Below are 23,122 nucleotides of genomic sequence, written 5' to 3'. Positions count from 1 at the left end.
CCGGCCTTGCACAGGCCAGGCGGCCAGCATGCGGCACACCACCCTCGCGGCGCGGTGTGCCGTTTTTCCTTTATCCGCCCAGTATGGAAACCCTTCCCTTCCGCACCGCCTCCCCCGGCGAACTCGACCAGCTCGGCGCCGCCGGGCTGGCTGACAAGCTCAGCGAGCCGCCGCACCTGGCGCTGCCCTGGCTGGGCGGGGCCGCCATGCAGGGCAACCTCGACGCGCAGATGATTCTGGGCCAGTGGTTCCTCGCCGGCCACGGCCTGCCGCGCGACGAGGCCCAGGCCTTTGCCTGGTTCAAGCACGCCGCGCACGCCGGCCATGCGGGGGCCGCGAATATGGCGGGCCGCTGCTACGAGAACGGCTGGGGCACCCTGCAAGACGATAATGCGGCGGCGCACTGGTACACGCTCGCCGCGCAACGCGGCTCCGACTGGGGCATGTACAACCTGGCCACCGCGCTGGTGCTGGGCCGCGGCATTGGCGCCAGCCGGGCCGAAGCGCTGGACTGGTACCGGCGGGCAGCCGGCATGGGGCATGCGAAGTCGCTCAATATCGTGGGCGGCTTCTACGAGGACGGCTGGGAAGTGGGGCGCGACGCGGCCACGGCGATGGACTACTATCGGCGCGCGGCCGAAGGCGGCGACTTCCGCGGCCAGTTCAACTATGCGCGCACGCTGGCGCTATGCGGCCGCGAGCGCGAGGCCATCCGCTGGGTGCGGCAGGTGCCGCGCACCGCCAACGCGCCCTTTATCGAGAAAATGCTCGCCTTCCTGCGCGATGCGCCCGACGCGGTCCTCAACCGCCTGTTCACCCACGCCGACGCCGCTGCGCGGCTCAGCTCACGCGAAAACCGATCTTCAGCGTAACCTGGAAGTGCGCGACCTTGCCGTCCGCGATATGGCCACGCGTCTCCGCCACTTCGAACCAGTCGATGTTCTTGATGGTCTCGCCGGCCTTGGCAATAGCGCTGCGGATCGCCGCGTCGCAGCCGTCCGGCGACGAGCCGACAATCTCGACCAGCTTGTAGGTGTGGTTTGACATGTCCGCCCTCCTTGGCGCAATGGCCGCAGGCGATCATCGCTCCCGGCCAGCCCGGTGCGCCAGATACGCTCCTTCATCATAGGCAGCGCACACCGCAAAGCCCAAGCGCGATTGCGCGATTGCGTGATTGCGTGATTGCGGGCCGGCAAGGGCAATCACGCCGTGACGGTCCGGACACGCCGGCGCGCTGGCAGGTCCGGCACGGCGCGCCGCCGCCCGGCGATATCCTCGGCCAGCCACTCCACAAACGCGCGCACCGCCGGCGGCAGATGGCGCCCCGCCATGGTCTGGACCTGCAGCGCACGCTGCTGCATGGCACGGCTGGCGATCGGCACCAGGACGCGGCGCTCGGCCCGCAGGCTGTTGCGTACCGCCAGGGAGCCGGTCAGGTACACCGCATCCGCATACGCCTGGTAGCCCACCAGCGCGCTCAGCGAATTGCTGCTCAGCAATATGCGCGGGCGCAGCCCCTCCAACCCGCAGGCCAGGTCGAACAGCTGGCGAATGGTATTGGTCTCGCTGGGCAGCGCCAGCGGATAGGCCACCAATTCCTTCAAGGTGGCCCGCTTGAGGGCCGCGAGCGGGTGCTTGCGCGCCACATAGGCATAGACCGGCGCAGCCTCCGAGTACGCTACGTCGATGCCTTCCTGGGCGGCGATGGCGAAGGTCAGCGCCAGGTCGGCCAGCCCCTCGCGCACCATGCGCGTGGCGTCAGCGGGCGGGCACACCTGTAGCGAGAAGCTCACGCCTGGATAGCGGCGCTGGAACGAGGCCATCGCATATGGCATGTAATCGCGCGCGAAGCCGTCGGTGCAGGCGAGCCTGACCGTGCTGTGCGCCAGGCTCAGCAGGCCCTGGAGATCCGCCTGCAGGGTCTGCGCGTCGAGGAAGGCGCGGCGCCCGTATTGCTGCACCACCAGCCCCGCTTCGGTCAGCCGCATGCCGCGCGGCTCGCGCTCGAACAGGGCCGCGCCGAGCTCCGCTTCAAGCCGGGCCACCTGCCTGCTGATCGCCGATACCGCCACATGCAGCGTGGCGGACGCCGCGCTGAGGGACCCGCGCTCCGCCACTTCAAGAAAGTAGGCGAGCGGTACCGCATGGATCGACGTGAGCTTCATGGCCTTGTTCTTTGCATGGAGGAAAAGCCGGCCGGCGCGGCAATGCCGATACGCCAAGCTTTGCGCAATGATAATCCCGCCTGCCAACTGCCTTGCCGATTTTAGAAAGCCGCTTTCCGGCGGGACCGCGCGCCAATGGTGCCGAAATGCCGCGCATTGCCTCCGGCGCGGCACCTTCTCGCGCGGATGGCACCGCCGCGGTGCGCTTAATGCGCGGCGCCACGCCACAGGCGTGCGCGAACTTGCGCATACCTGCCCGGAATGCTGTTGGCATTGCGACACGCGCGGCGCCCACGCCGGCAGGCCTGCCATTATCGTGACATCATCATGCCGCCCGCCGCGCATGGCCCGGCAGTCCGTCCGGGCCCGCGGCCCCGTAGCCTTGCAGCCGGTGAACGGGACCGGCAAACGAGCAAACGAAGGAGACCGGGATTTCATGGAAGACATCTGCTATCTGGGCGCCGTGGAAATGGCCCGCGCCATCCGTCGCCGCGAACTGGGCGTACGCGAGGTGGTCGATGCGCACATTGCGCGCGCCGAGCGCGTCAATCCGGCCATCAACGCCATCGTCACGACCACCTTCGAGCAGGCGCGCGCCGAGGCCGATGCGGCCGACACCGCGCTGGCGCGTGGCGCCTTGCCCGGCCCGCTGTTCGGCCTGCCGGTGGCGCACAAGGACTCCTTCCTCACCGCCGGGGTGCGCACCACCTTCGGGTCGGCCGTCTATCGCGACTTCGTGCCGGACCAGGACAGCGCCGTGGTGGCGCGCCAGCGCGCCGCGGGCGCCATCATGCTCGGCAAGACCAACCTGCCGGAATTCGGTGCCGGCTCGCATACCTTCAACGCGGTGTTCGGCGCCACCCGCAACCCGTACCGCCAGGATGTCTCGGCCGGCGGCAGCAGCGGCGGCAGCGCCGCGGCGCTGGCCGCTGGCATGGTCGCGCTGGCGGACGGCTCGGACATGGGCGGCTCGCTGCGCAACCCGGCCAGCTTCTGCAACGTGGTGGGCCTGCGGCCGTCGATCGGCAGGGTGCCGATGGCGCCCGCCAACCATGCCTTCAACACGCTCACCGTGGGCGGCCCGATGGGCCGTTCGGTGGCCGACGTGGCGCTGATGTTCAGCGTGCTGGCGGGCGACCACCCGTCCGACCCGCTGGCGATCCCCGGCGATGCCGCCGGTTTCGCCACGCTGCCGCCGCAGGGCGGCAAGGGCCTGCGCATTGCCGTCAGCCCTGCCCTGGGCGGCCTGCCGTTCGAGCCGGCGGTGAGCCGCATCCTGCAAGACGGCATTCGCCAATGCCAGGACCTGGGTTGCACGGTGGACGAAGCCGAGCCCGACTTCAGCGGCGCCGACCACGCCTTCGAGGTGCTGCGCGCGCTGGCCTTTGCCACCAACTATGGCGTGCTGCGCGGCGAGCAGGGCGATCTGATGAAGGAAACCGTACGCTGGAACATCGATCTCGGCCTGGCCCAGGACGGCGCTGCGATAGCCGAGGCCGAACGGGCCCACAGCCGCATGTTCGCGCGGATGCAGGCGCTGCTGGAACGCTACGATTTCCTGATCGCGCCGGTGTCGCAGGTCACGCCGTTTGCCGTCGAAACCGAATACCCGGACCGCATCGAGGGCGTGTCCATGCCCAGCTATATTGCCTGGATGCGCTCGTGCTACCGCATCACCATCACAGGGCATCCGGCGATCTCGGTGCCCTGTGGCTTTACCGCGGACGGTTTGCCGGTGGGACTGCAGATCGTCGGCAGATATCGCGGCGAGCGCGCGCTGCTGGCGTTCGCGCAATGGTTCGAGCAGGCCAATCCGGCCGGGCGGATCCGCCCGGCGCTATAGGCACCGGAGCCGGCGCCCGGCGCATCGACCAGATCCCACTGACCACATTGATCGCAACTCCAAGGGGAAATACAGATGTTTGCAATGCGCATGACAACACGGACCCTGAACAAGACCGGCGGCATGGCCCGCTATATCGCCGCCGGCATCGGCGCCGGCCTGGTCATGGCTGCGTCCATGCCGGCGCTGGCCGGCTCCTTCCCCGACAAGCCGGTCAAGCTGGTGGTGCCGTTCCCGCCGGGCGGCTCCACCGACGTGCTCGGCCGCCTGCTGGCGCGCAAGCTGGGCGAGGTGCTGCAGCAATCCGTGGTGGTCGAGAACCGGGCTGGCGCCGGCACCATCGTCGGTGCCGACTACGTGGCGAAGTCCGCACCGGACGGCTACACCCTGCTGTTCAGCGCCGCCACCACCTTTACGGTCAACCCGGTCACGTATGCGCGACTGCCCTACGATCCGCTCAAGAGCTTCGAGCCGCTGGGCATGGTCGGCTCGACGGCGCTGGTGCTGCTGGCCAATCCCGCGGTCAAGGCGGATACGCTCAAGCAACTGGTCAGCGAGGCCAAGGGCACGCCGGGCGGCATGTCGTATGGCTCCTATGGCGCCGGCACCACCGCGCACTTTGCCGGCGAGATGATCAACGCTGCCACCGGCATGGGCCTGCTGCACGTGCCTTACAAAGGCAGCGCACCGGCCATGGCCGACCTGATCGGCAACCAGATCCCGCTCTCGGTGGACACCGTGGTGGCCGCGGCCCCGCAGCTCAAGGGCGGCAAGGTCAAGGCCATCGCGGTCACCAGCGCCACGCGCTCCAAGCTGCTGCCCCAGGTGCCGACCGCAATAGAAAGCGGCTTTCCCGGCGTATCGCTCAGCACATGGTTCGCCGTGGTCGCGCCCAAGGGAATTCCCGCACCGGTGCGGCAAACGCTGGAGAGTGCCATTGCGAACATGATGAAAGACCCCGCGCTGCAGCAAAGCATGACCGCCAACGGCTTCGAGCCTGAATATGGCAGTGCCGGCGAATACCGTGCGCGCGTCACCAGTGAACTGGTGCGCCTGCGCAAGATCGCGCAAGCGGCGAATATTCACGCGGATTGAAGCGATGACGGCGACGCGCCGCCGCGGCGCGGCTGGCTGACAGCAGCCGTTAGCCGGCCATGGCCGCATACGCGGCGGCGCGCTCGCGGAAGAAGGTCTCGAAGAACTCCACGCAAACCCGGATCTTGGCCGAACTGGTCAGGCGCGACGGGTAGACCGCCCAGATATTGGCCTCCTGGCTGCATTCGGGCAGGATCTGCTCCAGTTCGCCGGTGGCCAGCATCGGGCCCACATCCCACAGCGAACGCAGCACGATGCCGCGGCCGTCGACCGCCCAGCGCACCACGATCTCGCCGTTGTTGGACGACAGCGGCCCGGTGACCTTGACGGTCTGTTCGGCATTGCCGCCGCTATTGCCGTTATTGCCGCTATTGCCGCCACGCAGCTTCCAGACGCCGAAGGGATGGTCGCGCTCCTTGATGACCAGGCAGTCGTGGCTGGCCAGCTCGGCCAGCGTGCGCGGCCGGCCCCGGCGTGCCAGGTAGGCGGGGGACGCGCACAGCACGCGGCGGTTGTCGCCGAGCCGGCGCGCGATGTGGTGCGGCGCGATCTCGTCGCCCACGCGGATATCGAGATCGAAGCCTTCGGTGGCCACGTCCACCAGCCGGTCGAATACCTCGAAGCGCACCTGGAGGGCCGGGTACAAGGTAGACAGTTCCGAGATGGCCGGCGCCACCACGCGCCGCCCGAAGCCGAAGCTGGAGCAGACCCGCAGCAGGCCGCGCGGGTTGCGGCGCGTGCTGGAGACTTCCTCGTAGAGATGATCGATGTCGTCGAGGATGCGCTGCGCCAGCGCATAGACACGCTCGCCATCCTCGCTGACCACCACGCGGCGGGTGGTGCGGTGGAAGAGCTTTACCGCAAGCGCCGCTTCGAGCATGTGGATGCGCTTGCTGATATAGGCCGGCGACACGCCAAGCGCCTCCGCGGCGGCGGCGAAGCTGGACTTGCGCGCCACTTCGATAAAGACGCGCAGGTCTTCATTGAGCAGGTCATTCTTCACGAAGTGTGTTCTATTGGTTCACGGATCGGCTGATTATATTCCGCCTGGATTTGCTTACCATGGCCCATCCCAATCCAGACCGTGAGCCTGCGCCATGACAACAATCTCTCCCGCCCCCTTCCGCATCGCCGTCATCCCGGGCGATGGCATCGGCAATGAAGTCATGCCCGAGGGCCTGCGCGTGCTCGAAGCCGCCGCCGAACGCTTTGCGCTGGGGCTCGAATTCGTGCGCTTCGACTGGGCCCATTGCGACTACTATCAGCAGACCGGCGCCATGATGCCGGCGGACTGGCGCGAGCAGCTGGAAGGATTCGACGCGATCTACTTTGGCGCCGTGGGCTGGCCCGCCAAGGTGCCCGACCACATCTCGCTGTGGGGCTCGCTGCTGAAGTTCCGCCGCGAGTTCGACCAGTACGTGAACCTGCGCCCGGTGCGGCTGTTCGAAGGCGTGCCCTGCCCGCTGGCCAACCGCAAGCCGGGCGATATCGATTTCTTTGTGGTGCGGGAGAACACCGAGGGCGAGTACACCTCGCTGGGTGGCCGCATGTTCGAGGGCACCGAGCGCGAGGTGGTGTTGCAGGAATCCGTGTTCAGCCGCGTGGGCACCGACCGTGTCCTGCGCTATGCCTTCGAGCTGGCCAACTCGCGCGCGCGGCGCCATCTCACCGTGGCGACCAAGTCCAATGGCATTGCCGTCAGCATGCCCTACTGGGACGAGCGCACCGATGCGATGGCGCAGCACTATCCCGATGTGACGGTCGACCGCCAGCACATCGACATCCTCACCGCGCGTTTCGTGCTCCAGCCCACCCGCTTCGACGTGGTGGTCGCCTCCAACCTGTTCGGCGACATCCTCTCCGACCTCGGCCCAGCCTGCGCCGGCACCATCGGCCTGGCGCCGTCGGCCAACCTCAACCCGGACCGCAGGTTTCCGTCGCTGTTCGAGCCGGTCCACGGCTCGGCGCCCGACATCTACGGCAAGGCCATCGCCAACCCGATCGCCATGATCTGGTCGGGCGCGCTGATGCTGGACTTCCTCGGCGGCGCCGAAGGCATGGACGCTGCCGGCAGCGCGCGCTACCGCGCGGCGCACGACGCCATCGTGCGCGCGATCGAGGCGGTGCTGGCGCGGGGACCGCGCACGCCCGACCTGGGCGGCGAGGCGCATACCGGGGACGTGGGCGAGGCGATTGCGGGGCTGGTCCGCAATGCGGACGCGCAGGCCCTGGCTGCCTGAAGCACGCCGGCCGCGCCATGCACTGCAGGGCGCGGCACTACTTCGCCTTCCCGGTCGCCTGGATGGCCACGATCACGTGCGTCGGCTGCCCGGTCTCTTCGTCGCGGCATAGCGCCGCGCGGATACTGACCGGCAACTGCCGCCCGTCCTTGCGCAACAGGCGGGTTTCGAACGCGCAGCGGTCGTCGGTTCCCGTGAGCAGACCCTGCAGCGCCTCGCTGCTGCCCGCCAGCAGATCGGGCAGCGTGACGGCAGCCAACGCCGCTTCCGAATAGCCGAGCATCCCGGTCAACGCCGCGTTGACCGATTCCCATTGCCAGCCGATCCCGATCAGCGCCATGCCTTCGGACGCGAGTTCGAAGACCGCGCGAAAGCGGGCCTGCTGATCGCGCAGCGACTGCTCCACATTCTTGCGCGCGGTATTGTCCATGCTGATGCCGACCATCTTCACCAGGCGGCCTTCCACATCGCGGATAGGCGTCGCGCGCGAGGAGATCCAGCGGATGCTGCCATCCGGCGGGAGGATGCGGAAATCGAATTCGTGCGGCTCGCCGGTGCGCAGCGAGTCCTCGTAGATCCGTTCCATCCTCGGAATATCATCCGGGTGCGCGCGCTTCCAGAAATCGGCATTGCTGGCGATGGGCCAGCCATACACGCTTTCCACATTCGGCGAGTAAGTGACGCCATCGGTGATGAGGTTCCACTCCCACGTCACGATGCGCGCGGCTTCCTGCGCGAGCTTCATTCTCGCCTCGCTGTCCATGATCTCGGCGGTGTACTTGCGCCGCACATCGGTCATCGGCAGCGATACGGCGCTGGATGACTCGGCCTCGCGCTGGGCCTCTTCGCCGTAGCGCAGCCAGATCCAGTTGACGTTGAGAAACGCGGCCAGCTTGCGCAGGTTGTCGTAGTCGATCTCGCCGCCACGCGTCCATTTGTGGACGGCCGGGCGCGACAGGCCCAGCGCGGTGGCAACGGCCTGGAGCGTGAGCTTCTTGTGCTCGAGCAATTCCTTCAGGCGGAAAGCAAAGCTGTTTTCTGTCATGGTGTCGGCCTCACGGACCCTGGGTGAGCCAAGGCCCGGCCTGTCGCAAATTCTAGGAGTCCGAAAGGATACACCGAGCGGCAACGACGCCTTCCCGCAGCGCGGCTCACAGCCGCTGCGGCCGGGCCAAGTGCGCCGCCCGCCACGCCTGCCAGCGGCACCTTCCCGGCACCGCATCACAGCGCGAAATCCCGCTTGTGCAAGCCCGGATTCTTCCTTAGACTACGCCTCGTAAACCAGTGGTTATCGTAAACCATAAGTTTACAAAACAAAGACGTTCGAAGAAACTTCACCCCCCGCAACTGTCAACTGGTCCATGCGCGCAGACGCAATGGAGGAGACGAAATTGAGTACTACCAAAAGCAGCAGGGACTTGTTCCTGACGGGCTGCACCGTGGCTGCCGTCGTCGGCACCGTGGTCGCCATGACCATGTGGCCCAGCCAGGCGGCGGCCACCGCGTCGCAATTGTTCAACTGGGCCACGCGCTCGTTCGGCTCCTTTGTCCAGGTCTTCGTTTTCGGCTGCGTGCTGGCCTGCATGGCGCTGGCCTTCAGCAAGTACGGCAACGTGCGGCTGGGCGAGGGCAAGCCGGAATACTCCACGCTCTCGTGGGTCTTCATGTTCATCTGCGCAGGCATGGGGTCGTCGACCATGTACTGGGGCGTGATGGAATGGGTCTACTACTACCAGTCACCGGGCCTGAACATCACGACCGGCACGCGCCAGGCGCTCGAATACAGCGTCAGCTATTCGTTTTTCCACTGGGGCCTGAGCGCGTGGGCGATCTATGCCTTGCCTTCGCTCGCCATGGCCTATCACTTCCATGTGCGCAAGAACAAGGGCCTGAACCTGGCATCGATGATCGAGGCCGTGACCGGCTTCAAGGCCGGTGGACCGGTGGGCCGGGCGGTGGACCTGATCTTCCTGCTGACGATGTTCGGCGCGCTGACAGTGTCGATCGCGCTGACGGCCTCCACCTTTACGCGCGGCCTGTCGGGCCTGACCGGTGTGCCCGATACCTTCGTCACGCAATTGATCGTGATCATCGGCGTCTCGGTGATCTTTTCGCTCAGTTCCTATGTCGGCATCGACGGCGGCATGCAGCGTCTTAGCCATATGGTGTGCTGGGGCGCGCTGTTGCTCGCCGCGGCGGTGCTCGCGGTGGGCCCGACGCTGTTCACGGCGAACAACGTCGTCAACAGTCTTGGCCTGATGCTGCAGAACTATATCCACATGAGCCTGTTCACCGATCCCACGGGCGACGGTGCCTTCAACCGCGGCTGGACGGTGTTCTACTGGCTGTGGTGGGTATCGTATTCGCCGGGCGTGGCGATGTTCGTTGCCCGCGTTTCGAAAGGCCGCAAGATCAAGGAGGTGATCTACGCCCTGCTGCTCGGCGGCAGCGTCGGTTGCTGGTTCTTCTTTGGCGCGCTGGAGAGCTACAGCATGCACCAGTTCATGAGCGGGGCGATCGATGTGCCTCGCATCCTGAAGGAGCATGGCGGCGAAACCGCGGTGGAAATGCTGTTGACGGCCCTGCCTGCCGGCAAGCTGTTCCTGGCGGCCTATCTGTTCATCATGATCATCTTCCTGGCGGCGCACGTGGATGCCGTGGCCTATGCGGTGGCCGCAACCACCACGCGCCATATGCGGGAAGGCGAAGACCCCGCGCCGGGCAGCCGCGTGTTCTGGTGCGTACTGCTGACGCTCGTGCCGCTGGCCATGCTGTTCACGAAGGCATCGCTGGAGACCATGAAGACCGCCGTGGTGCTGACCGCGATCCCGTTCCTGGTGATCCTGGCCATCAAGCTGTTCGGCCTGTTCCGCTGGCTGCTGCAGGATTACGGCAACGTGCCCGCGCACGACATCGAGGCCGGCGCTGTCCCTGCCCGCAGCGGCGGCGCCCACGCGGCCGACGGCCGGCCCCCTGAAGCCCTGCCGCGCGACGCCACCGCCACGCTTTAAGACGCCGGCCCGGCAACGGGCCTTCATTTTGCCTGATTTGTTAAACATCAATTAACAGTTAGCCACTTGATCATGAACAATATCGCTCCGCTCGCCCCCAACTTCTGCGCCGACCCCGAAAACGCCTGGACCCTGCCAAAGTCGTACTACACCAACGAAGCGGTCTTCGAATTCGAGAAGGAAAAGGTATTCGCCAACAGCTGGATCTGCGTCGCCCACCGCAGCGAGCTCGCCCAGCCGAACGACTACATCACGCGCCAGGTCATTGGCGAAAACATCGTCGTGCTGCGCGACCGCGACAACGTGCTGCGCGCTTTCTACAACGTGTGCCCGCACCGCGGCCATGAACTGCTGTCGGGCAGCGGCCGAGCCAGGAATGTGATCACCTGCCCGTACCACGCCTGGACCTTCAAGCTCAACGGCGAGCTGGCCCACGCGCGCAATTGCGAAAACGTCGCCAACTTCGACAAGGACAAGTCCAGCCTGGTGCCGGTCAAGGCCGAGGAGTACGCCGGCTTTGTCTTTATCAACCTCAACCCGGACGCGGGGACGGTGGAAGCGCAACTGCCCGGCTTGCAGGCGCGCATGCGCGAGGCCTGTCCCGTGATCGACGACCTGCACCTGGGCGCGCGCTTCGTGACCGAGACGCCAGCCAACTGGAAGAGCATCGTCGACAACTATATGGAGTGCTACCACTGCGGCCCGGCTCACCCCAGTTTCGCGGACTCGGTGCAGGTAGACAGGTACTGGCACACGCTGCACGAGAACTGGTCGCTGCAGTTCGGCCATGCCAAGTCGTCCGAGAAATCGTTCAAGCTCGACGAATCGGTCAAGGACCCCAGCTTCGCCGGATTCTGGGCATGGCCCTGCACGATGTTCAACGTACCGCCCGGCGCCAACTTCATGACGGTGATCTATGAGTTCCCCGCCAGCGCCGAAGTCACCCTGCAGCACTACGAGATCTATTTCCTCAACAAGGAATTGACCGAGGAGCAGCAGAAGCTCGTCGAATGGTATCGCGACGTGTTCCGCCCCGAAGACCTGCGCCTGGTCGAAAGCGTGCAGCGCGGGCTGAAGTCGCGCGGCTATCGCGGCCAGGGCCGCATCATGGTCGACCAGCAGCGCAGCGGCATCAGCGAGCACGGCATCGTGCATTTCCACCAGAAGATGGCCAAGCAATACCAGCCCGCCTAAGGGCCAGAGGAGCCAGCATGACGACACTCGACGACAACACGCTGTTCAGGCAACAGGCCTGCATCGACGGCCGCTGGTGCGGCGCCGCCTCCGGGGAAACCGTGGCGGTGTTCGATCCGGCACGGGGCGACCAGATCGGCACCGTGCCGCAGATGGGCGAGGCGGAGACCGTCGCCGCCATCGAGGCGGCCAACGCCGCGCTGTCCGCCTGGAAGCAGCGCACCGCCAGGGAGCGCGCCGGCCTGCTGCGCAAATGGTTCGCGCTGATCCTGCAGCATGAGAACGATCTCGCGGCCTTGATGACGCGCGAACAGGGCAAGCCCTTGCCAGAAGCGCTGGGGGAAGTGCGCTATGCCGCCTCGTTCATCGAGTGGTATGCCGAAGAAGCCAAGCGCCTTTACGGCGACGTGATCCCCTCGCCCGCCGCCGACAAGCGGCTGGTGGTAGTGCAGGAGCCGATCGGCGTCTGCACCGCCATCACGCCGTGGAATTTCCCGGCGGCGATGATTACCCGCAAAGCCGCGCCGGCTCTCGCCGCCGGCTGCACCATGGTGGTCAAGCCTGCCAACGAAACGCCGTTCACCGCGCTGGCGCTGGCCGAACTAGCCTTGCGCGCCGGCATTCCCGCTGGCGTGCTCAACATCGTCACCGGCGACGCGGTGGCCATCGGCAGGCAGTTCACCAGCCATCCCCTGGTGCGCAAGCTGTCCTTCACCGGCTCGACGCCGGTGGGCCGGCTGCTGATGGCGCAATGCGCTGGCACCATCAAGAAGGTATCGCTGGAACTGGGCGGCAACGCGCCTTTTATCGTATTCGACGACGCCGACGTCGAAGCGGCTGTCGAAGGTGCGTTGCAAGCGAAGTACCGCAATGCCGGACAGACCTGCGTGTGCGTGAACCGGCTGTATGTGCACGATACGGTGTACGACCGCTTCGTCGATCTCTTTACCCGCAGGGTGGCCGGGCTGCGCGTGGGCAATGGCTTCGCCGCGGGCAGCGAGATTGGTCCGCTGATCACGCACCAGGCCGTGGCCAAGGTCAGCGAGCTGGTGGGCGATGCCGTCGCCAAAGGAGCGCAGCTGCGCCTCGGCGGACGGCCGCATGCGGCCGGCGCGCAGTTCTTCGAGCCCACGGTACTGACCGGGGTGCAGCCGGGCATGCGCGTGCTCGATGAGGAAATCTTCGGACCGGTCTCGCCGATCGTGCGCTTTTCATCCGAGCAGGACGTGGTGCGCATGGCGAATGACACCATCTATGGCCTGGCCGCCTATTTCTACAGCCGCGATATCGGGCGCGTATGGCGCGTGGCCGAACAGCTCGAGTACGGCATGGTCGGCATCAACACCGGAATGATCTCCAACGAGGTATCGCCGTTCGGTGGCGTGAAGCAGTCTGGCCTGGGCCGCGAAGGCTCCCGCTATGGCATCGACGACTACCTCGAAAAGAAATACCTCTGCATGGCGCTATAAGCCCGGCAATCCGCCCCGCAATGCAGGAACACCAAGCTTAGAGAGAGAAAGAAGCAGCATGGGCAACTCCTACCAGTCAATGCGCGTCACCGTCACCCGCATCGAAGACGTCACGCCACAGATCAAGCGCTTCACGATGGCGCTTCCGGAAGGCGGCCCCATGCCGGGCTTTACCGGCGGCGGGCATGTAATCGTGCAGATGGAAGACGGCGGCCAGCGCTACAGCAATGCGTATTCGCTGATGAACTCGCCCGAGGACCGCAGCTGCTACCAGATCGGCGTGCGGCGCGAGGAACGCTCCAAGGGCGGCTCGGCCTTCATGCATGACAAGGTACGCGCCGGCGATACGCTGACGATCACCACACCGAACAATATGTTTGCCTTGCGCGAGCAAGCGCAGCATCACGTGCTGATCGCCGGCGGCATCGGCATTACGCCGTTCATGTCGCAACTGCACGACCTGCGCCGGCGCGGCGCGCGCTACGAGCTGCACTACGCCTTTCGCAGCCCGGAGCACGGCGCCTTTCGCGACGAGCTGTCCGGCGCGCCGGACAGCGGCCGGATCCGCTTCTATGCCGACAGCCTCGGCCAGAAGCTCGATCTCGGCGGCTTGCTGGGCGGCCTGCAGGACGGCGCGCATGTCTACGTGTGCGGCCCGCAACCGCTGATCGACGCGGTACGGAACACCGCCGCAACGCTTGGCGTTCCCAAGGACCGCGTGCACTGGGAGCAGTTCGCCGCCACCGTGCAGAACGGCGGCGCCTTCTCGGTGGTATTGGCAAAGTCCGGCAAGACGGTGGAAGTGGCCAGCGGCGAAACCATCCTCAAGGCGATCGAACGCGAGCATGCCGCCAGCGTCGATTGCCTGTGCCGGGAGGGCGTGTGCGGTACCTGCGAAACCCGCATTCTCGACGGCGAGGCGCAGCACTTCGACCAGTACCTGAGCGACGATGAAAAGGCCGCCCAGAAGACCATGATGATCTGCGTGTCCAGAGCCAGGGGGCAGCGGATCGTGCTCGACCTCTGAACACCGACCAGCAAGCAACGCCAGGCAAGCCGGGGACCACACCCGGCTGACTGGCGACCCGACAGACCGGAGGAGACACTGATGCACAAGACAGCCAGGCGCTGGCTGCTTGCGGGGGCCCTTTTGCCCGCCGCCGGCAGTATCCATGCGCAATCCAGCGTGAACCTGTACGGCGTGATCAGCACCGCTGTGCGCTACACGAACAATATCGATGGCCAGCATCGCAACCAGACGGAACTGGTGTCCAGCGGCATCGGCGGCAGCCGCTGGGGCCTGAGGGGCGAAGAGAACCTGGGAGGCGGCAACAAGGCGGTGTTCCTGCTCGAAAACGGCTTTGGCACGGACAACGGGAAAACCGCGTACAACGCACTGTTCGGCCGGCAGGCCTACGTGGGCCTCGCCACCGCATGGGGCAGCCTGACCTTCGGCAGGCAGTACAACGCCTTGAACAATGTCGGCTGGAGCTTCAATCCGCTGGACCAGAGCTGGGGCAACTTCTGGTCGGACCCGCTGTACCTCGGCGGCGATATCTTCTTCCAGGACTACCGCATCAACAATAGCGCGGTCTACAAGGGCACCCTGGGCCCGGTCACCGTGCAACTGGACTACGGCTTCGGCGAGCAGGCCGGCAGCACGAGCAAGGGCCGGACCCTCGGGGCCGGCCTCATGTACCAGAAAGGGCCGCTCGGCCTTGGCGTGTCATACGATCAGCGGCGCACGGCGGACGGCGCCAACACTATCCGCAACTGGTCCGCGGGCGGCTCGTACGCCTTCGGCAAGTCCACCCTCTATCTCGGGCATATGGGCCGCCGCGAAGATGCGGGAGCCGCGCGCTTCGGTATCTATTTCGCCGGACTGGGGCATCAGCTGACGCCGGCCTTGCACCTGTCGGCCGCCTACTATCGCTACCAGCAAAGCGGCGCCGTCGCCACGCAGTTCCAGCCCCTGCCCCAGGTCCTCGGCGGAGGGTCGGCGGATGCCGTTGCCGCGGTCGCGGACTATGCGCTCTCCAAGCGGACCAGCCTGTTCCTGGAAATCGATGCCGTGCGGGCGCGTAGCGGCGCCATGGGGCGCGAGACCGAATACTGGGGCGGCAGTCCGGTGATGTCCTCCAGCGGCACGACGCGGCTCGGGGTCATGCTTGGCATGCGGCAAACTTTCTAAGGGCCTCGCACCGGCGATCGGGATCTGCCTGCCAGGCTCCCGGGCGAAACCAGGGCCACGCCTCGCGGCAATGGCACAGCCTGTTCCGGCACGCGCGCGAGGAAGAGGGCAAGGCAAGGTTCATGCCATCGCGGCCATGTGTAACAGCAATCTTGCAGTCTTATTGCACTCTTTTTGCGATAAGTTGCCAAACCCGTAAAGCGCACGTATGCGCCGAGAAAGTGTTTGTCCTTTCCGGCGCATACGTTCTACCTTACGGATGTGCGCCCTGCCTTCCCGGAGACCGCAATGGCAATTCGCTCCACCGCTTCACACAGCACCGCGCAGCTCAGACGGCTGGTCGGTCAATTGCAGGCCGAGGTCGACTCGCTCGACCACCTGGCCATCTTCGACGCCGAGACCCAGACCGCACTGGGCCAGGCCCGCGACCGCCTCACGCAGGGGATCGAAGCCATCGAGGATGCCATCCAGAGCCTGCGCGCCCTGCAGCAGGTCCGTCCCTCGGGCGTGCGTAGCCGCAAGGCGCCGCGCGCCGCCTGACAGGCGCATCGCCGGGGCGCCGCGCTCGGAATTCCTGCACCGCAGGACGCAGCACGATCTCATTGATATCCACCTCGGACGGCTGCTCGATCGCATAGGCAATCGCGCGGGCCGCGGAATCGGCCGGGATGGCTTGCTGGTAGAAATCGCCGACTGATTATGTTTGCCACCAGCATCAATCAAAATGGAAACGTCTCGATTTTTGTATTCCATTTCTCGGAATCGTTCCCACCGACAAGGGCCGTGCCGGCTGGCATGGCGCGGACGGGATGCGCAAGCGGAAGTCCCGGGCGTGGTGGCGTTCAGGGCACCGGCGCGGTGCCCTTGTCGGTGAAGTAAGCCACCAGCGCGTCGAACACCAGCCGGATGCGCATCGGCACCGGGCTGCGCCGCGAGCGATAGATATACAGGCCCCATGGCGCTGGCGCATAGCGCTCCAGCACGCTGACCAGGCGGCCCGAGCGCAGGTGGGGCAGCGCGAGGTAGTCCGGCAACTGGCCATAGGCCAGGCCGGCGAGGATCGCCTCCATCTCGGTCTCTGGATCGTCCGTGAGAAACGCTGCGCAGCGCGGGCTGAACTGCTCGCCCTCGGCAAAATACCAGGGCCAGGCACGGCCGGTGCTGCGGTCGATCAGCCCGGTGGCGGGCAGCGAGGCCAGGTCGGCCAGGTCGGCCGGCTCGCCCACGCGCGCTACCAGTTCCGGCGTGCCCACCACGTGAAAGCCCACCCGCGTGGGCATGCGCGCCACCAGCCGCTGGTCGCGGAACATGCCAAGCCGCAGGCCGATGTCGATTTCGTCGTCGACCACGTCGGCAAGCTGGTCCGAGAGCCGGATATCCAGCGTGATGCCGGGATGCGCCAGCGCCAGCTGCCGCAGCGCCACCAGCAAGTGCTGCCGGCCGAGCGTACTGGGCGCGGTGATCCGCACGATGCCCTTGAGTTCGGAATCCGAGCGGCTGGCCGGATGCGCGAACAGGCTGTCGACATCGAGCAGCGCCGAGCGCGCACGCTCGGCCAGGCGCTCGCCGGCGGCGGTGATGCGGATCTGGCGGGTATTGCGGTGGAACAGCGGCTCGCCCACGGCTTCCTCGAGATCCTTGACCGCGCGCGTCACGGTCTGCGGCGAGGTACCCAGCCGTGTCGCGGCTGCCTTGAACGAAGCTGACTCCGCCGCGGCGCAGAAAATCCTCAGCATTTCGAGCCGGTTGAGCATGGTGATATGCGCCGTGGAAATGCACGCGCGTGGTGGTGATGCAGAGCGGGATTATAGAAGGAGCGGCGGCGCGAAATGAGAACCCTCTCATTGCCGCCCCTGGCCGTCTCTGTCGCCACATTGCGCCCCAGTCTGGCAAAATGCCCGGCCGCCCGCGGCCCGGGCCGATCTGCTCCCCGGGCGCCGCACGGCCTGCCTCGCGTCCATGCGGCCGCCTTGCGCGGGCTTAACTGCCTTGACCACCGACTCGACCTCTCCGGTGGTCACCCTGATTTTTAAGGATTGCGTTCCCGAATGAAGAAGCTTTTCCTCTCGATGGCTCTGTGCCTGACCTCCGGTCTGGCCAGCGCCTCCGGCGGCTTTTCCCAATGTCCTCAATTTTTCGCGCAAAGCACCGCACCCAAGACGCCGGCCTCGGCCGAGCTCAAGCTGCGCGAACTCTGCTACGACGCCTTCGCGGTCATGCATTCCGGCCGCAGCAAGACACCGCTGTATGTAGCCGAGCGCCTGTCGCGCGCGCAACTGATCGATGCGCAGGACGAAGAACGAACCAACCGCTTCTTCTCCGACGCGCGCCTGCCGCGGGCGGAGCGGGCGGAACTGGACGACTACAAGGGCAATGAAGGCCTGGACCGGGGCCATATGTCGCCCGCGGCCGATCAGCCGACGGCGCAAGCCATGGCGCAATCCTTCACGCTGGCCAACGTGGTGCCGCAGTCCAGCCAGAACAACCGCAAGACTTGGGCCTCCATCGAAAAAGCGACGCGCAAGTACGCCATGCGCGCGGCCGGCGATGTCTACGTGATCACGGGGCCGGTTTTCGACGGGAATATCCGTACCATCGGCAATGGGAGAGTGTGGGTCCCTACCTACCTCTACAAGCTCGTCTATGACCCGTCGACGAACCGGGCCTGGGCACACTGGATCGAGAACACGGACAGCGCGCGGCCGGGCAAGCCGATCTCCTACGGCGAACTGGTAAAGCGGACCGGCATCGAGTTCCTGCCCGGCGTTCACCCCGCGAGCTAGTCTTCCACCAAAGGCCTGGCCATCCCGATTGGCGCATTGGCCGAAGCCGGCCAATGCGCCAAAGCCGTCTGGAATGACGACGGCTGCCACGCTCTCTGCCCCCATGGGGAGAGGGCCGGGGAGAGGGGTGGATTGGCAAGGAGCCACAACCAGCGAAGCCAACTGTTTTGTCCGAAGCCAAGGGACATCACCCAGCACGTCCGCCCGGACAGTGGCACACTTGCGGTTTGCCGGATTCCCCGTCTTCGCCTTACCGCTGTCTTATCCCTGCCCTGCCTTTACCTTTCCTCAGTCCCACCACCGATGGAGCAAGCCACCATGCCTGACAACAGCCAATGGATCCGAGTCGAAACCGAAGGCGGCGCCTTCGATGCCTACCTCGCCCTGCCTCCCGGCGGCAATGCCGCCAATGCCCCGGGCATCGTGCTTGTGCAGGAAATCTTTGGCGTCAATGAGCATATTCGCGCCGTGGCGGACCAGTACGCGCTGGACGGCTATGTGGTGCTGGCGCCCGACGTGTTCTGGCGCCAGGCGCCGCGCGTGGAACTGGGCTACGCCGGCGACGACATGGCCCGCGCGCTGGAGCTGCGCCAGCAGGTCGACGTGGAACTGGCGGTCAAGGATCTCGCCGCGACTGCCAAGACCCTGCGCGCCCGGCTGGGCGTGGGCGCAAGGATCGCCGCGGTCGGCTATTGCTTCGGCGGCCTGCTGTCCTACCTGGCCGCCGCGCGTGGCCTGGTCGATGCGGCGGTTCCGTACTACGGCGGCGGCATCCAGAGCAACCTGCAGGAAGCAGCCGGCATCAAGGTGCCGGTGCAATTCCATTACGGCGCGCTCGATGCGCATATTCCCGGCGAAGCGGTCGAGCGCGTGCGTGCCGCGGTAGCCGGCAACCCGCACGCGGAAATCCATGTCTATGCGCAGGCCGATCACGGCTTCAACTGCTGGGCGCGCGGCTCCTATCACCAGCCTTCCGCCGTGCTGGCCCATGGCCGTGCCCTGACCTTCCTGGCCGGCGCACTGTAAGCCGGAGCTCACCGCGGCCACCGGGCCGCACACCCGCGCCGCGGCAGGCCCGTGGCGCGGGCACCACCCGCCCACCCTCCCCTTCGCGCTTGCGCCAGGCAAGCGTCCGGCGTCTCCCCCCGCCGGAGTGCCTTGCACCTGCGCCGGAGCGCCCGTATGCTGCCCCTCGAATGCCAGTGCCGCTACTGCCGCGTCATGACCGGCGAATGATGCAGAGCGGCATAGGCTCAAGACTTGCTGGACCCTAAAAACAAAACGGAGACCACCATGCAGTCAGAGCAGCAGCGCGTCCTGCGCAACACGATTCCCGATGCCATCGCCCGCGCGGTAAGGCGCAGTCCCGACAAAGCCGCGCTGCGCTTCGGCGAGCGCACCTGGACCTACCGCCAGCTCGAAGCCGCGGCAGCCAGCGTGGGGGCAGCGCTGCAGCGCTGGGGTCTGCGCCCCGGCGACCGCGTGGCGGCGTTCGGCAAGAATTCGGATGCCTATGTGCTGCTGTGGCTGGGCTGCCTGCGTGCCGGGCTGGTCCACGTACCGGTGAACTTCTCGATGACGCGCGGCGAGGTGGAATATATCGTCACCCAGTCCGGCGCCAGCGCGCTGTTCGCCGATCCGGCGCTGGCTGCCCATGTCGAAGGGCTGCCCTGCGCCTTGCTGGGCAGCCTGTACGGCGGCGGCGCACACGACGTGCTGGCGGCGGCCGGGGGCCCCGCGGGAGAGATCCTGGCCAGCCTCGACGACACCATGCCGGCACAGATCCTCTATACCTCCGGGACCACCTCGGCGCCCAAAGGTGCGGTACTCACGCATCGCGCCCTGCTGGCCGAATACATGAGCGCCATCGCGTCATGCGACATCCGGCCGGAAGACTACGCGCTGGCCGCGCTGCCGCTCTACCATTCGGCGCAGATGCATGTGTTCCTGATGCCCTTGCTGCTGATGGGCGGCACCGCCTTGCTGGCGCAGAGCCCCGAGCCGGGTTTCTGCCTGCGCACGGTGCGGGAGGAAGGCATCACCAGCTTCTTCGCGCCGCCCACCGTCTGGATCGCGCTCCTGCGCCATGCGGAATTCGATCCCGGGCAACTGGGCACCCTGACCAAGGCTTATTACGGCGCATCGATCATGCCGCTGCCCGTGTTGCAGGAATTGCGCGAGCGCCTGCCGGCGCTCGGCTTCTACAACTGCTACGGGCAAAGCGAGATCGGGCCACTGGCGACGGTACTGGGACCTGAGGAACATCGCGAACGCCCCGCCTCGGCCGGACGGCCGGTGCTCAATGTGGAAACGCGCATCGTCGACGAAAAAATGCAGGATGCCAGACCCGGCGAGCTCGGCGAGATCGTGCACCGCTCGCCGCAGTTGCTGACGGGGTACTGGGACAAGCCCGGGCAGACCGCCGAAGCCTTCAGCGGTGGCTGGTTCCACTCGGGCGATCTTGGGTTCATGGACGCGCAAGGCTATCTCTACGTGGTCGACCGCATCAAGGACGTGATCAACTCCGGCGGTGTGCTCGTCTCCAGCCGGGAAGTCGAGGAATGCCTGTACCAGCATGAAGCGGTAGCCGAAGCCGCGGTGTTCGCGCTGCCGCATCCGAAATGGGTCGAAGCGGTCGCGGCCTGCGTGGTGCTCAAGCGCGATGCGCGGGCGGAGGAGGCGGTGCTGCTCGCGCATGCACGCGCCGCGCTGGCGCCGTTCAAGGTGCCCAAGCGCATCGTCTTCGTGGCGGACCTGCCGCGCAACACCGCCGGCAAGCTGCTCAAGCGGCAATTGCGCGAGGACTACGCGGGTCTGTTCGGCGACTGATCCGGCGCCATTGGCGGGGCGCGGTGCATCGCGCCCCGCTGCGCCCGCCCGCCTACCGGAGAAGCATTAGTAGCATCAGGATCTTCATGCCGCACGCCTTGGGATAGGAGGATAGCGGCAGGCGCAAGATGGAATGCGCCGCACCCCCTGGAGACCCCTACACCCTGCACAATAGGAGCAAGCGGCGCCGGAGATCCCGGCAACCCCATTGTCAGTAGGGCATCGCCACCCCGTTCTGCACCTTGACCCGGTCGCCATTGCGCAGGTTGTAGGGTGTCGACTGGGTCAGCGTGAGATAGGCGTTGTCGGTGGTGCGCACGCGGATACGGTACGCCGGTGGCGCCGTGTTGGCGCGCTTCTCTACCTCGTTGCCGGCCAGCGCGCCAGCCACCGCGCCGCCGATGGTGGCCACCGTGTTGCCGCGGCCACCACCCACCTGGTGGCCGAGCAGGCCGCCCACGACCCCGCCGATCACGGCACCGGCACCGCTCCCTCCCGGCGCTTGCCCGGGCAGCATCTCGATGGATTCGACCTGGCCGTAGCGCACGCCGTAGGCATCGTTACCGTAGCCGCCTTCGGCCGGATAGGTCTGGGGATAGCCGGCTTGCGGAGCGGTCTGCTGCGGGTAGCCTTGCTGCGGGTAGGCCGGTTGCTCGTAGCCTTGCTGTTGATAGCCCTGTTGCTCGTAGCCCTGCTGCGGGTAGGCAACGGGATATGCGCCGCCGGCCTGCGCGCCGCTGCTGCCGTACGCCCCGTAGCCGCCGTTATTCCCGTAGGCCCCGCCATATCCGCCATACCCGCCATAGGGGGCGGTCACGCAGCCGGTAAGGGCGCCGGCCGCAAGCAAGCCCAGCGCGGCGGCACGAAGGGGAAAGGAAGGGAAAGGCATGTGGAGCTCCTGCGGATGTCGCGAGTGGTGATGCGCGCGAGTCTAGGGCCGGCAGGGCGCCGCGGGTGTCACCGAGGCTTGTGATTGGTAACCGCCTGTAACGAAAATCGCACCGGGCCATGAAAAACCGGGCGCATCCCCTCGCTGCAGCTCAGGCGCGCTCCGCGCCGTCGTCGTTGAAGGCCGTGAGGCGCGCCACGCGGAAGGTGCCACGCAGCGATTCAAGCTCGCTCCGGTGCAGCATCGCCAGCCGGCTCAGGAAGCGCTCGCCCTTGGCGAGCAGGTGGACTTCCACGATACGCCGGTCATCCGCGTTGGCCTTGCGCTTGACCAGGCCGGCCGCCTCGCAGCGGTTGACCAGCGCCACCACGCCATGCTGCTTGGCCTGCAGGCGCTCGGCCAGTTCCCCGATCGAAGCCCAGTCTTTACCGGCACAGCCACGGATATGCAGCATCAGCAGGTATTGCTGCACGGTCAGGCCTTCGTTGTGCGCGGCATCCTCGGAAAACCGCAGGAACCGGCGCAGCTGATAGCGAAAATCGGATAACGCCTCGAAATCCTGCTTGGCAAGCGGGGATCTGGATGCGGCAGGCTGACGGGTCATGGCAGGGCAGCGTCGGTATGCTGGAACTTGGCTCGACGCCCATTATAGAGGCAGCCCGCGAGCTGCCCGGGCTGGACAGGAGAGCAGCCACGGCATGCCGGCCCACATACCAGCCCGTCCGCGTTTCGACCGCGGCCCATGCGGGTATGGCAGAATCTGTGCGTTCGCAGACACTCCTGCCTGCCAATCTCACCACTGCCACCGGAACCGAAACCGATGTTCACGGAAATCGCCCTTTTCCTGCTCGATACCGTCTTCACCTTGTTCGGCATGGCGCTGCTGCTGCGCCTGTGGATGCAATGGACACGGCTGCCCACGCGCAACCCCGTCTCGCAAGGCGTGTTCCAGGTCACCGACTGGCTGGTGCGGCCGCTGCGCCGGGTGATACCCGGCCTCGGCGGCATCGACTGGGCTAGCGTGATCGGCGCCTGGCTCACGGCCGTGGTATTCCTGCTGCTGGTCGTGCTGCTTTCCGGCGCCGATCCGCTGGGCTCGCTGCCGCTGATCCTGCTCATTGCCGTCCTCAATATGCTGAAGTGGGGCATCAGCATGGTGATGTGGGTGACGCTGCTGATGGCGATCCTCTCCTGGGTCAACCCGCATTCGCCGGTCACGCCAGCCATCAGCCACCTGACCGCGCCGCTGCTGCGGCCCATCCGCCGCATGGTGCCGCAGCTGGGCGGATTCGATATCTCGCCCCTGGTGCTCTTCGTGATCGCCCAGATCCTGCTGATGGTCATCGCCCGGCTGGGCGCCGGGCTGTTCGGCGCCCGTTTCTTCGGTCTCTGAGCGAACGTGCCGCAAGGGGG

At 66.4% G+C, this 23,122-nt stretch carries 21 protein-coding genes and 1 pseudogene; 14 read left to right on the top strand and 8 right to left on the bottom strand.

The features are described 5' to 3' along the window. Window positions 1–83: 83 nt before the first annotated feature. Window positions 84–872, top strand: coding sequence for a tetratricopeptide repeat protein (locus AC3FOF_RS34350; protein ID WP_017227197.1), 789 nt, complete (start codon window positions 84–86; stop codon window positions 870–872). On the opposite strand, the gene AC3FOF_RS34345 is transcribed toward AC3FOF_RS34350, so the two are convergent. After that, window positions 841–1,047, bottom strand: a complete 207-nt coding sequence (locus tag AC3FOF_RS34345) for a dodecin (RefSeq protein WP_276268169.1) — start codon at window positions 1,045–1,047, stop codon at window positions 841–843. The genes AC3FOF_RS34350 and AC3FOF_RS34345 overlap by 32 nt on opposite strands. A gap of 155 nt (window positions 1,048–1,202) precedes the next feature. Then, window positions 1,203–2,165, bottom strand: a complete 963-nt coding sequence (locus AC3FOF_RS34340) for a LysR family transcriptional regulator (protein WP_488729136.1) — start codon at window positions 2,163–2,165, stop codon at window positions 1,203–1,205. 436 nt (window positions 2,166–2,601) lie between these two features. Here AC3FOF_RS34340 and AC3FOF_RS34335 point away from each other — a divergent pair, with 436 nt between their 5' ends. Beyond that, window positions 2,602–4,008, top strand: a complete 1,407-nt coding sequence (locus AC3FOF_RS34335; protein WP_488729135.1) for an amidase — start codon at window positions 2,602–2,604, stop codon at window positions 4,006–4,008. Window positions 4,009–4,098: 90 nt separating this feature from the next. Further along, entirely contained in the window at window positions 4,099–5,103 is a 1,005-nt protein-coding gene (locus tag AC3FOF_RS34330) for a Bug family tripartite tricarboxylate transporter substrate binding protein (RefSeq protein ID WP_488729134.1), read from the top strand. A gap of 49 nt (window positions 5,104–5,152) precedes the next feature. Here AC3FOF_RS34330 and AC3FOF_RS34325 read toward each other — a convergent pair whose 3' ends face one another. After that, window positions 5,153–6,106 (bottom strand): LysR substrate-binding domain-containing protein, encoded by a 954-nt coding sequence (locus tag AC3FOF_RS34325; RefSeq protein ID WP_017224739.1) that lies wholly within the window; start codon window positions 6,104–6,106, stop codon window positions 5,153–5,155. Between the two features lie 94 nt (window positions 6,107–6,200). On the opposite strand from AC3FOF_RS34325, the gene AC3FOF_RS34320 reads away from it, so the two are divergent. After that, the gene (locus AC3FOF_RS34320) at window positions 6,201–7,343 is read left to right on the top strand and encodes a tartrate dehydrogenase (protein ID WP_488729133.1); all 1,143 of its coding nucleotides are present in this window, start codon (window positions 6,201–6,203) and stop codon (window positions 7,341–7,343) included. Window positions 7,344–7,380: 37 nt separating this feature from the next. Here AC3FOF_RS34320 and AC3FOF_RS34315 read toward each other — a convergent pair whose 3' ends face one another. Beyond that, complete coding sequence (locus AC3FOF_RS34315; protein WP_017224737.1) at window positions 7,381–8,388, bottom strand: PAS domain-containing protein; 1,008 nt, start codon at window positions 8,386–8,388, stop codon at window positions 7,381–7,383. 346 nt (window positions 8,389–8,734) lie between these two features. Here AC3FOF_RS34315 and AC3FOF_RS34310 point away from each other — a divergent pair, with 346 nt between their 5' ends. From AC3FOF_RS34310 to AC3FOF_RS34285, 6 genes are all read left to right on the top strand, one after another. Beyond that, a complete protein-coding gene (locus AC3FOF_RS34310; protein ID WP_488729132.1) occupies window positions 8,735–10,354 on the top strand; it encodes a BCCT family transporter in 1,620 nt (539 codons plus the stop codon). A gap of 72 nt (window positions 10,355–10,426) precedes the next feature. Next, window positions 10,427–11,548 (top strand): aromatic ring-hydroxylating oxygenase subunit alpha, encoded by a 1,122-nt coding sequence (locus AC3FOF_RS34305; RefSeq protein ID WP_017224735.1) that lies wholly within the window; start codon window positions 10,427–10,429, stop codon window positions 11,546–11,548. Between the two features lie 17 nt (window positions 11,549–11,565). After that, window positions 11,566–13,017 carry an NAD-dependent succinate-semialdehyde dehydrogenase gene (locus AC3FOF_RS34300; RefSeq protein ID WP_276266245.1) on the top strand — a complete coding sequence of 484 codons (1,452 nt, stop codon included), beginning with the start codon at window positions 11,566–11,568 and terminating at the stop codon, window positions 13,015–13,017. A 58-nt stretch (window positions 13,018–13,075) separates the two neighbouring features. Continuing rightward, window positions 13,076–14,044, top strand: a complete 969-nt coding sequence (locus AC3FOF_RS34295) for a PDR/VanB family oxidoreductase (RefSeq protein ID WP_488729131.1) — start codon at window positions 13,076–13,078, stop codon at window positions 14,042–14,044. Between the two features lie 81 nt (window positions 14,045–14,125). Continuing rightward, a complete protein-coding gene (locus tag AC3FOF_RS34290; RefSeq protein ID WP_276266244.1) occupies window positions 14,126–15,208 on the top strand; it encodes a porin in 1,083 nt (360 codons plus the stop codon). A 288-nt stretch (window positions 15,209–15,496) separates the two neighbouring features. Continuing rightward, complete coding sequence (locus AC3FOF_RS34285) at window positions 15,497–15,748, top strand: hypothetical protein (protein ID WP_017224731.1); 252 nt, start codon at window positions 15,497–15,499, stop codon at window positions 15,746–15,748. Between the two features lie 28 nt (window positions 15,749–15,776). Here the strand turns inward: AC3FOF_RS34285 and AC3FOF_RS34280 are convergent. Next, window positions 15,777–15,902: pseudogene (locus AC3FOF_RS34280) on the bottom strand (oxidoreductase); the annotation flags it as partial. Between the two features lie 148 nt (window positions 15,903–16,050). Beyond that, window positions 16,051–16,962, bottom strand: coding sequence for a LysR family transcriptional regulator (locus tag AC3FOF_RS34275; RefSeq protein ID WP_017224730.1), 912 nt, complete (start codon window positions 16,960–16,962; stop codon window positions 16,051–16,053). A gap of 294 nt (window positions 16,963–17,256) precedes the next feature. Here AC3FOF_RS34275 and AC3FOF_RS34270 point away from each other — a divergent pair, with 294 nt between their 5' ends. The 3 genes from AC3FOF_RS34270 to AC3FOF_RS34260 all read left to right on the top strand — a co-directional run bounded on the left by AC3FOF_RS34270 (window position 17,257) and on the right by AC3FOF_RS34260 (window position 20,820). Further along, a complete protein-coding gene (locus AC3FOF_RS34270; protein WP_017224729.1) occupies window positions 17,257–17,991 on the top strand; it encodes a DNA/RNA non-specific endonuclease in 735 nt (244 codons plus the stop codon). A 318-nt stretch (window positions 17,992–18,309) separates the two neighbouring features. Further along, window positions 18,310–19,017 (top strand): dienelactone hydrolase family protein, encoded by a 708-nt coding sequence (locus AC3FOF_RS34265; protein ID WP_488729130.1) that lies wholly within the window; start codon window positions 18,310–18,312, stop codon window positions 19,015–19,017. Between the two features lie 267 nt (window positions 19,018–19,284). Continuing rightward, a complete protein-coding gene (locus tag AC3FOF_RS34260; RefSeq protein WP_488729129.1) occupies window positions 19,285–20,820 on the top strand; it encodes a fatty acyl-CoA synthetase in 1,536 nt (511 codons plus the stop codon). A 211-nt stretch (window positions 20,821–21,031) separates the two neighbouring features. On the opposite strand, the gene AC3FOF_RS34255 is transcribed toward AC3FOF_RS34260, so the two are convergent. After that, on the bottom strand, window positions 21,032–21,709 hold the full coding sequence (locus tag AC3FOF_RS34255; RefSeq protein ID WP_017230703.1) for a glycine zipper 2TM domain-containing protein: 678 nt from the start codon (window positions 21,707–21,709) through the stop codon (window positions 21,032–21,034). A 151-nt stretch (window positions 21,710–21,860) separates the two neighbouring features. Continuing rightward, on the bottom strand, window positions 21,861–22,313 hold the full coding sequence (locus AC3FOF_RS34250) for a MarR family winged helix-turn-helix transcriptional regulator (protein WP_017230704.1): 453 nt from the start codon (window positions 22,311–22,313) through the stop codon (window positions 21,861–21,863). Window positions 22,314–22,529: 216 nt separating this feature from the next. On the opposite strand from AC3FOF_RS34250, the gene AC3FOF_RS34245 reads away from it, so the two are divergent. Further along, a complete protein-coding gene (locus AC3FOF_RS34245; protein WP_017230705.1) occupies window positions 22,530–23,102 on the top strand; it encodes a YggT family protein in 573 nt (190 codons plus the stop codon). Window positions 23,103–23,122 lie beyond the last annotated feature (20 nt).

Source organism: Cupriavidus sp. 96C5-1, from assembly GCF_057798855.1.
This window is presented reverse-complemented; position numbering and strand designations above follow the sequence as displayed.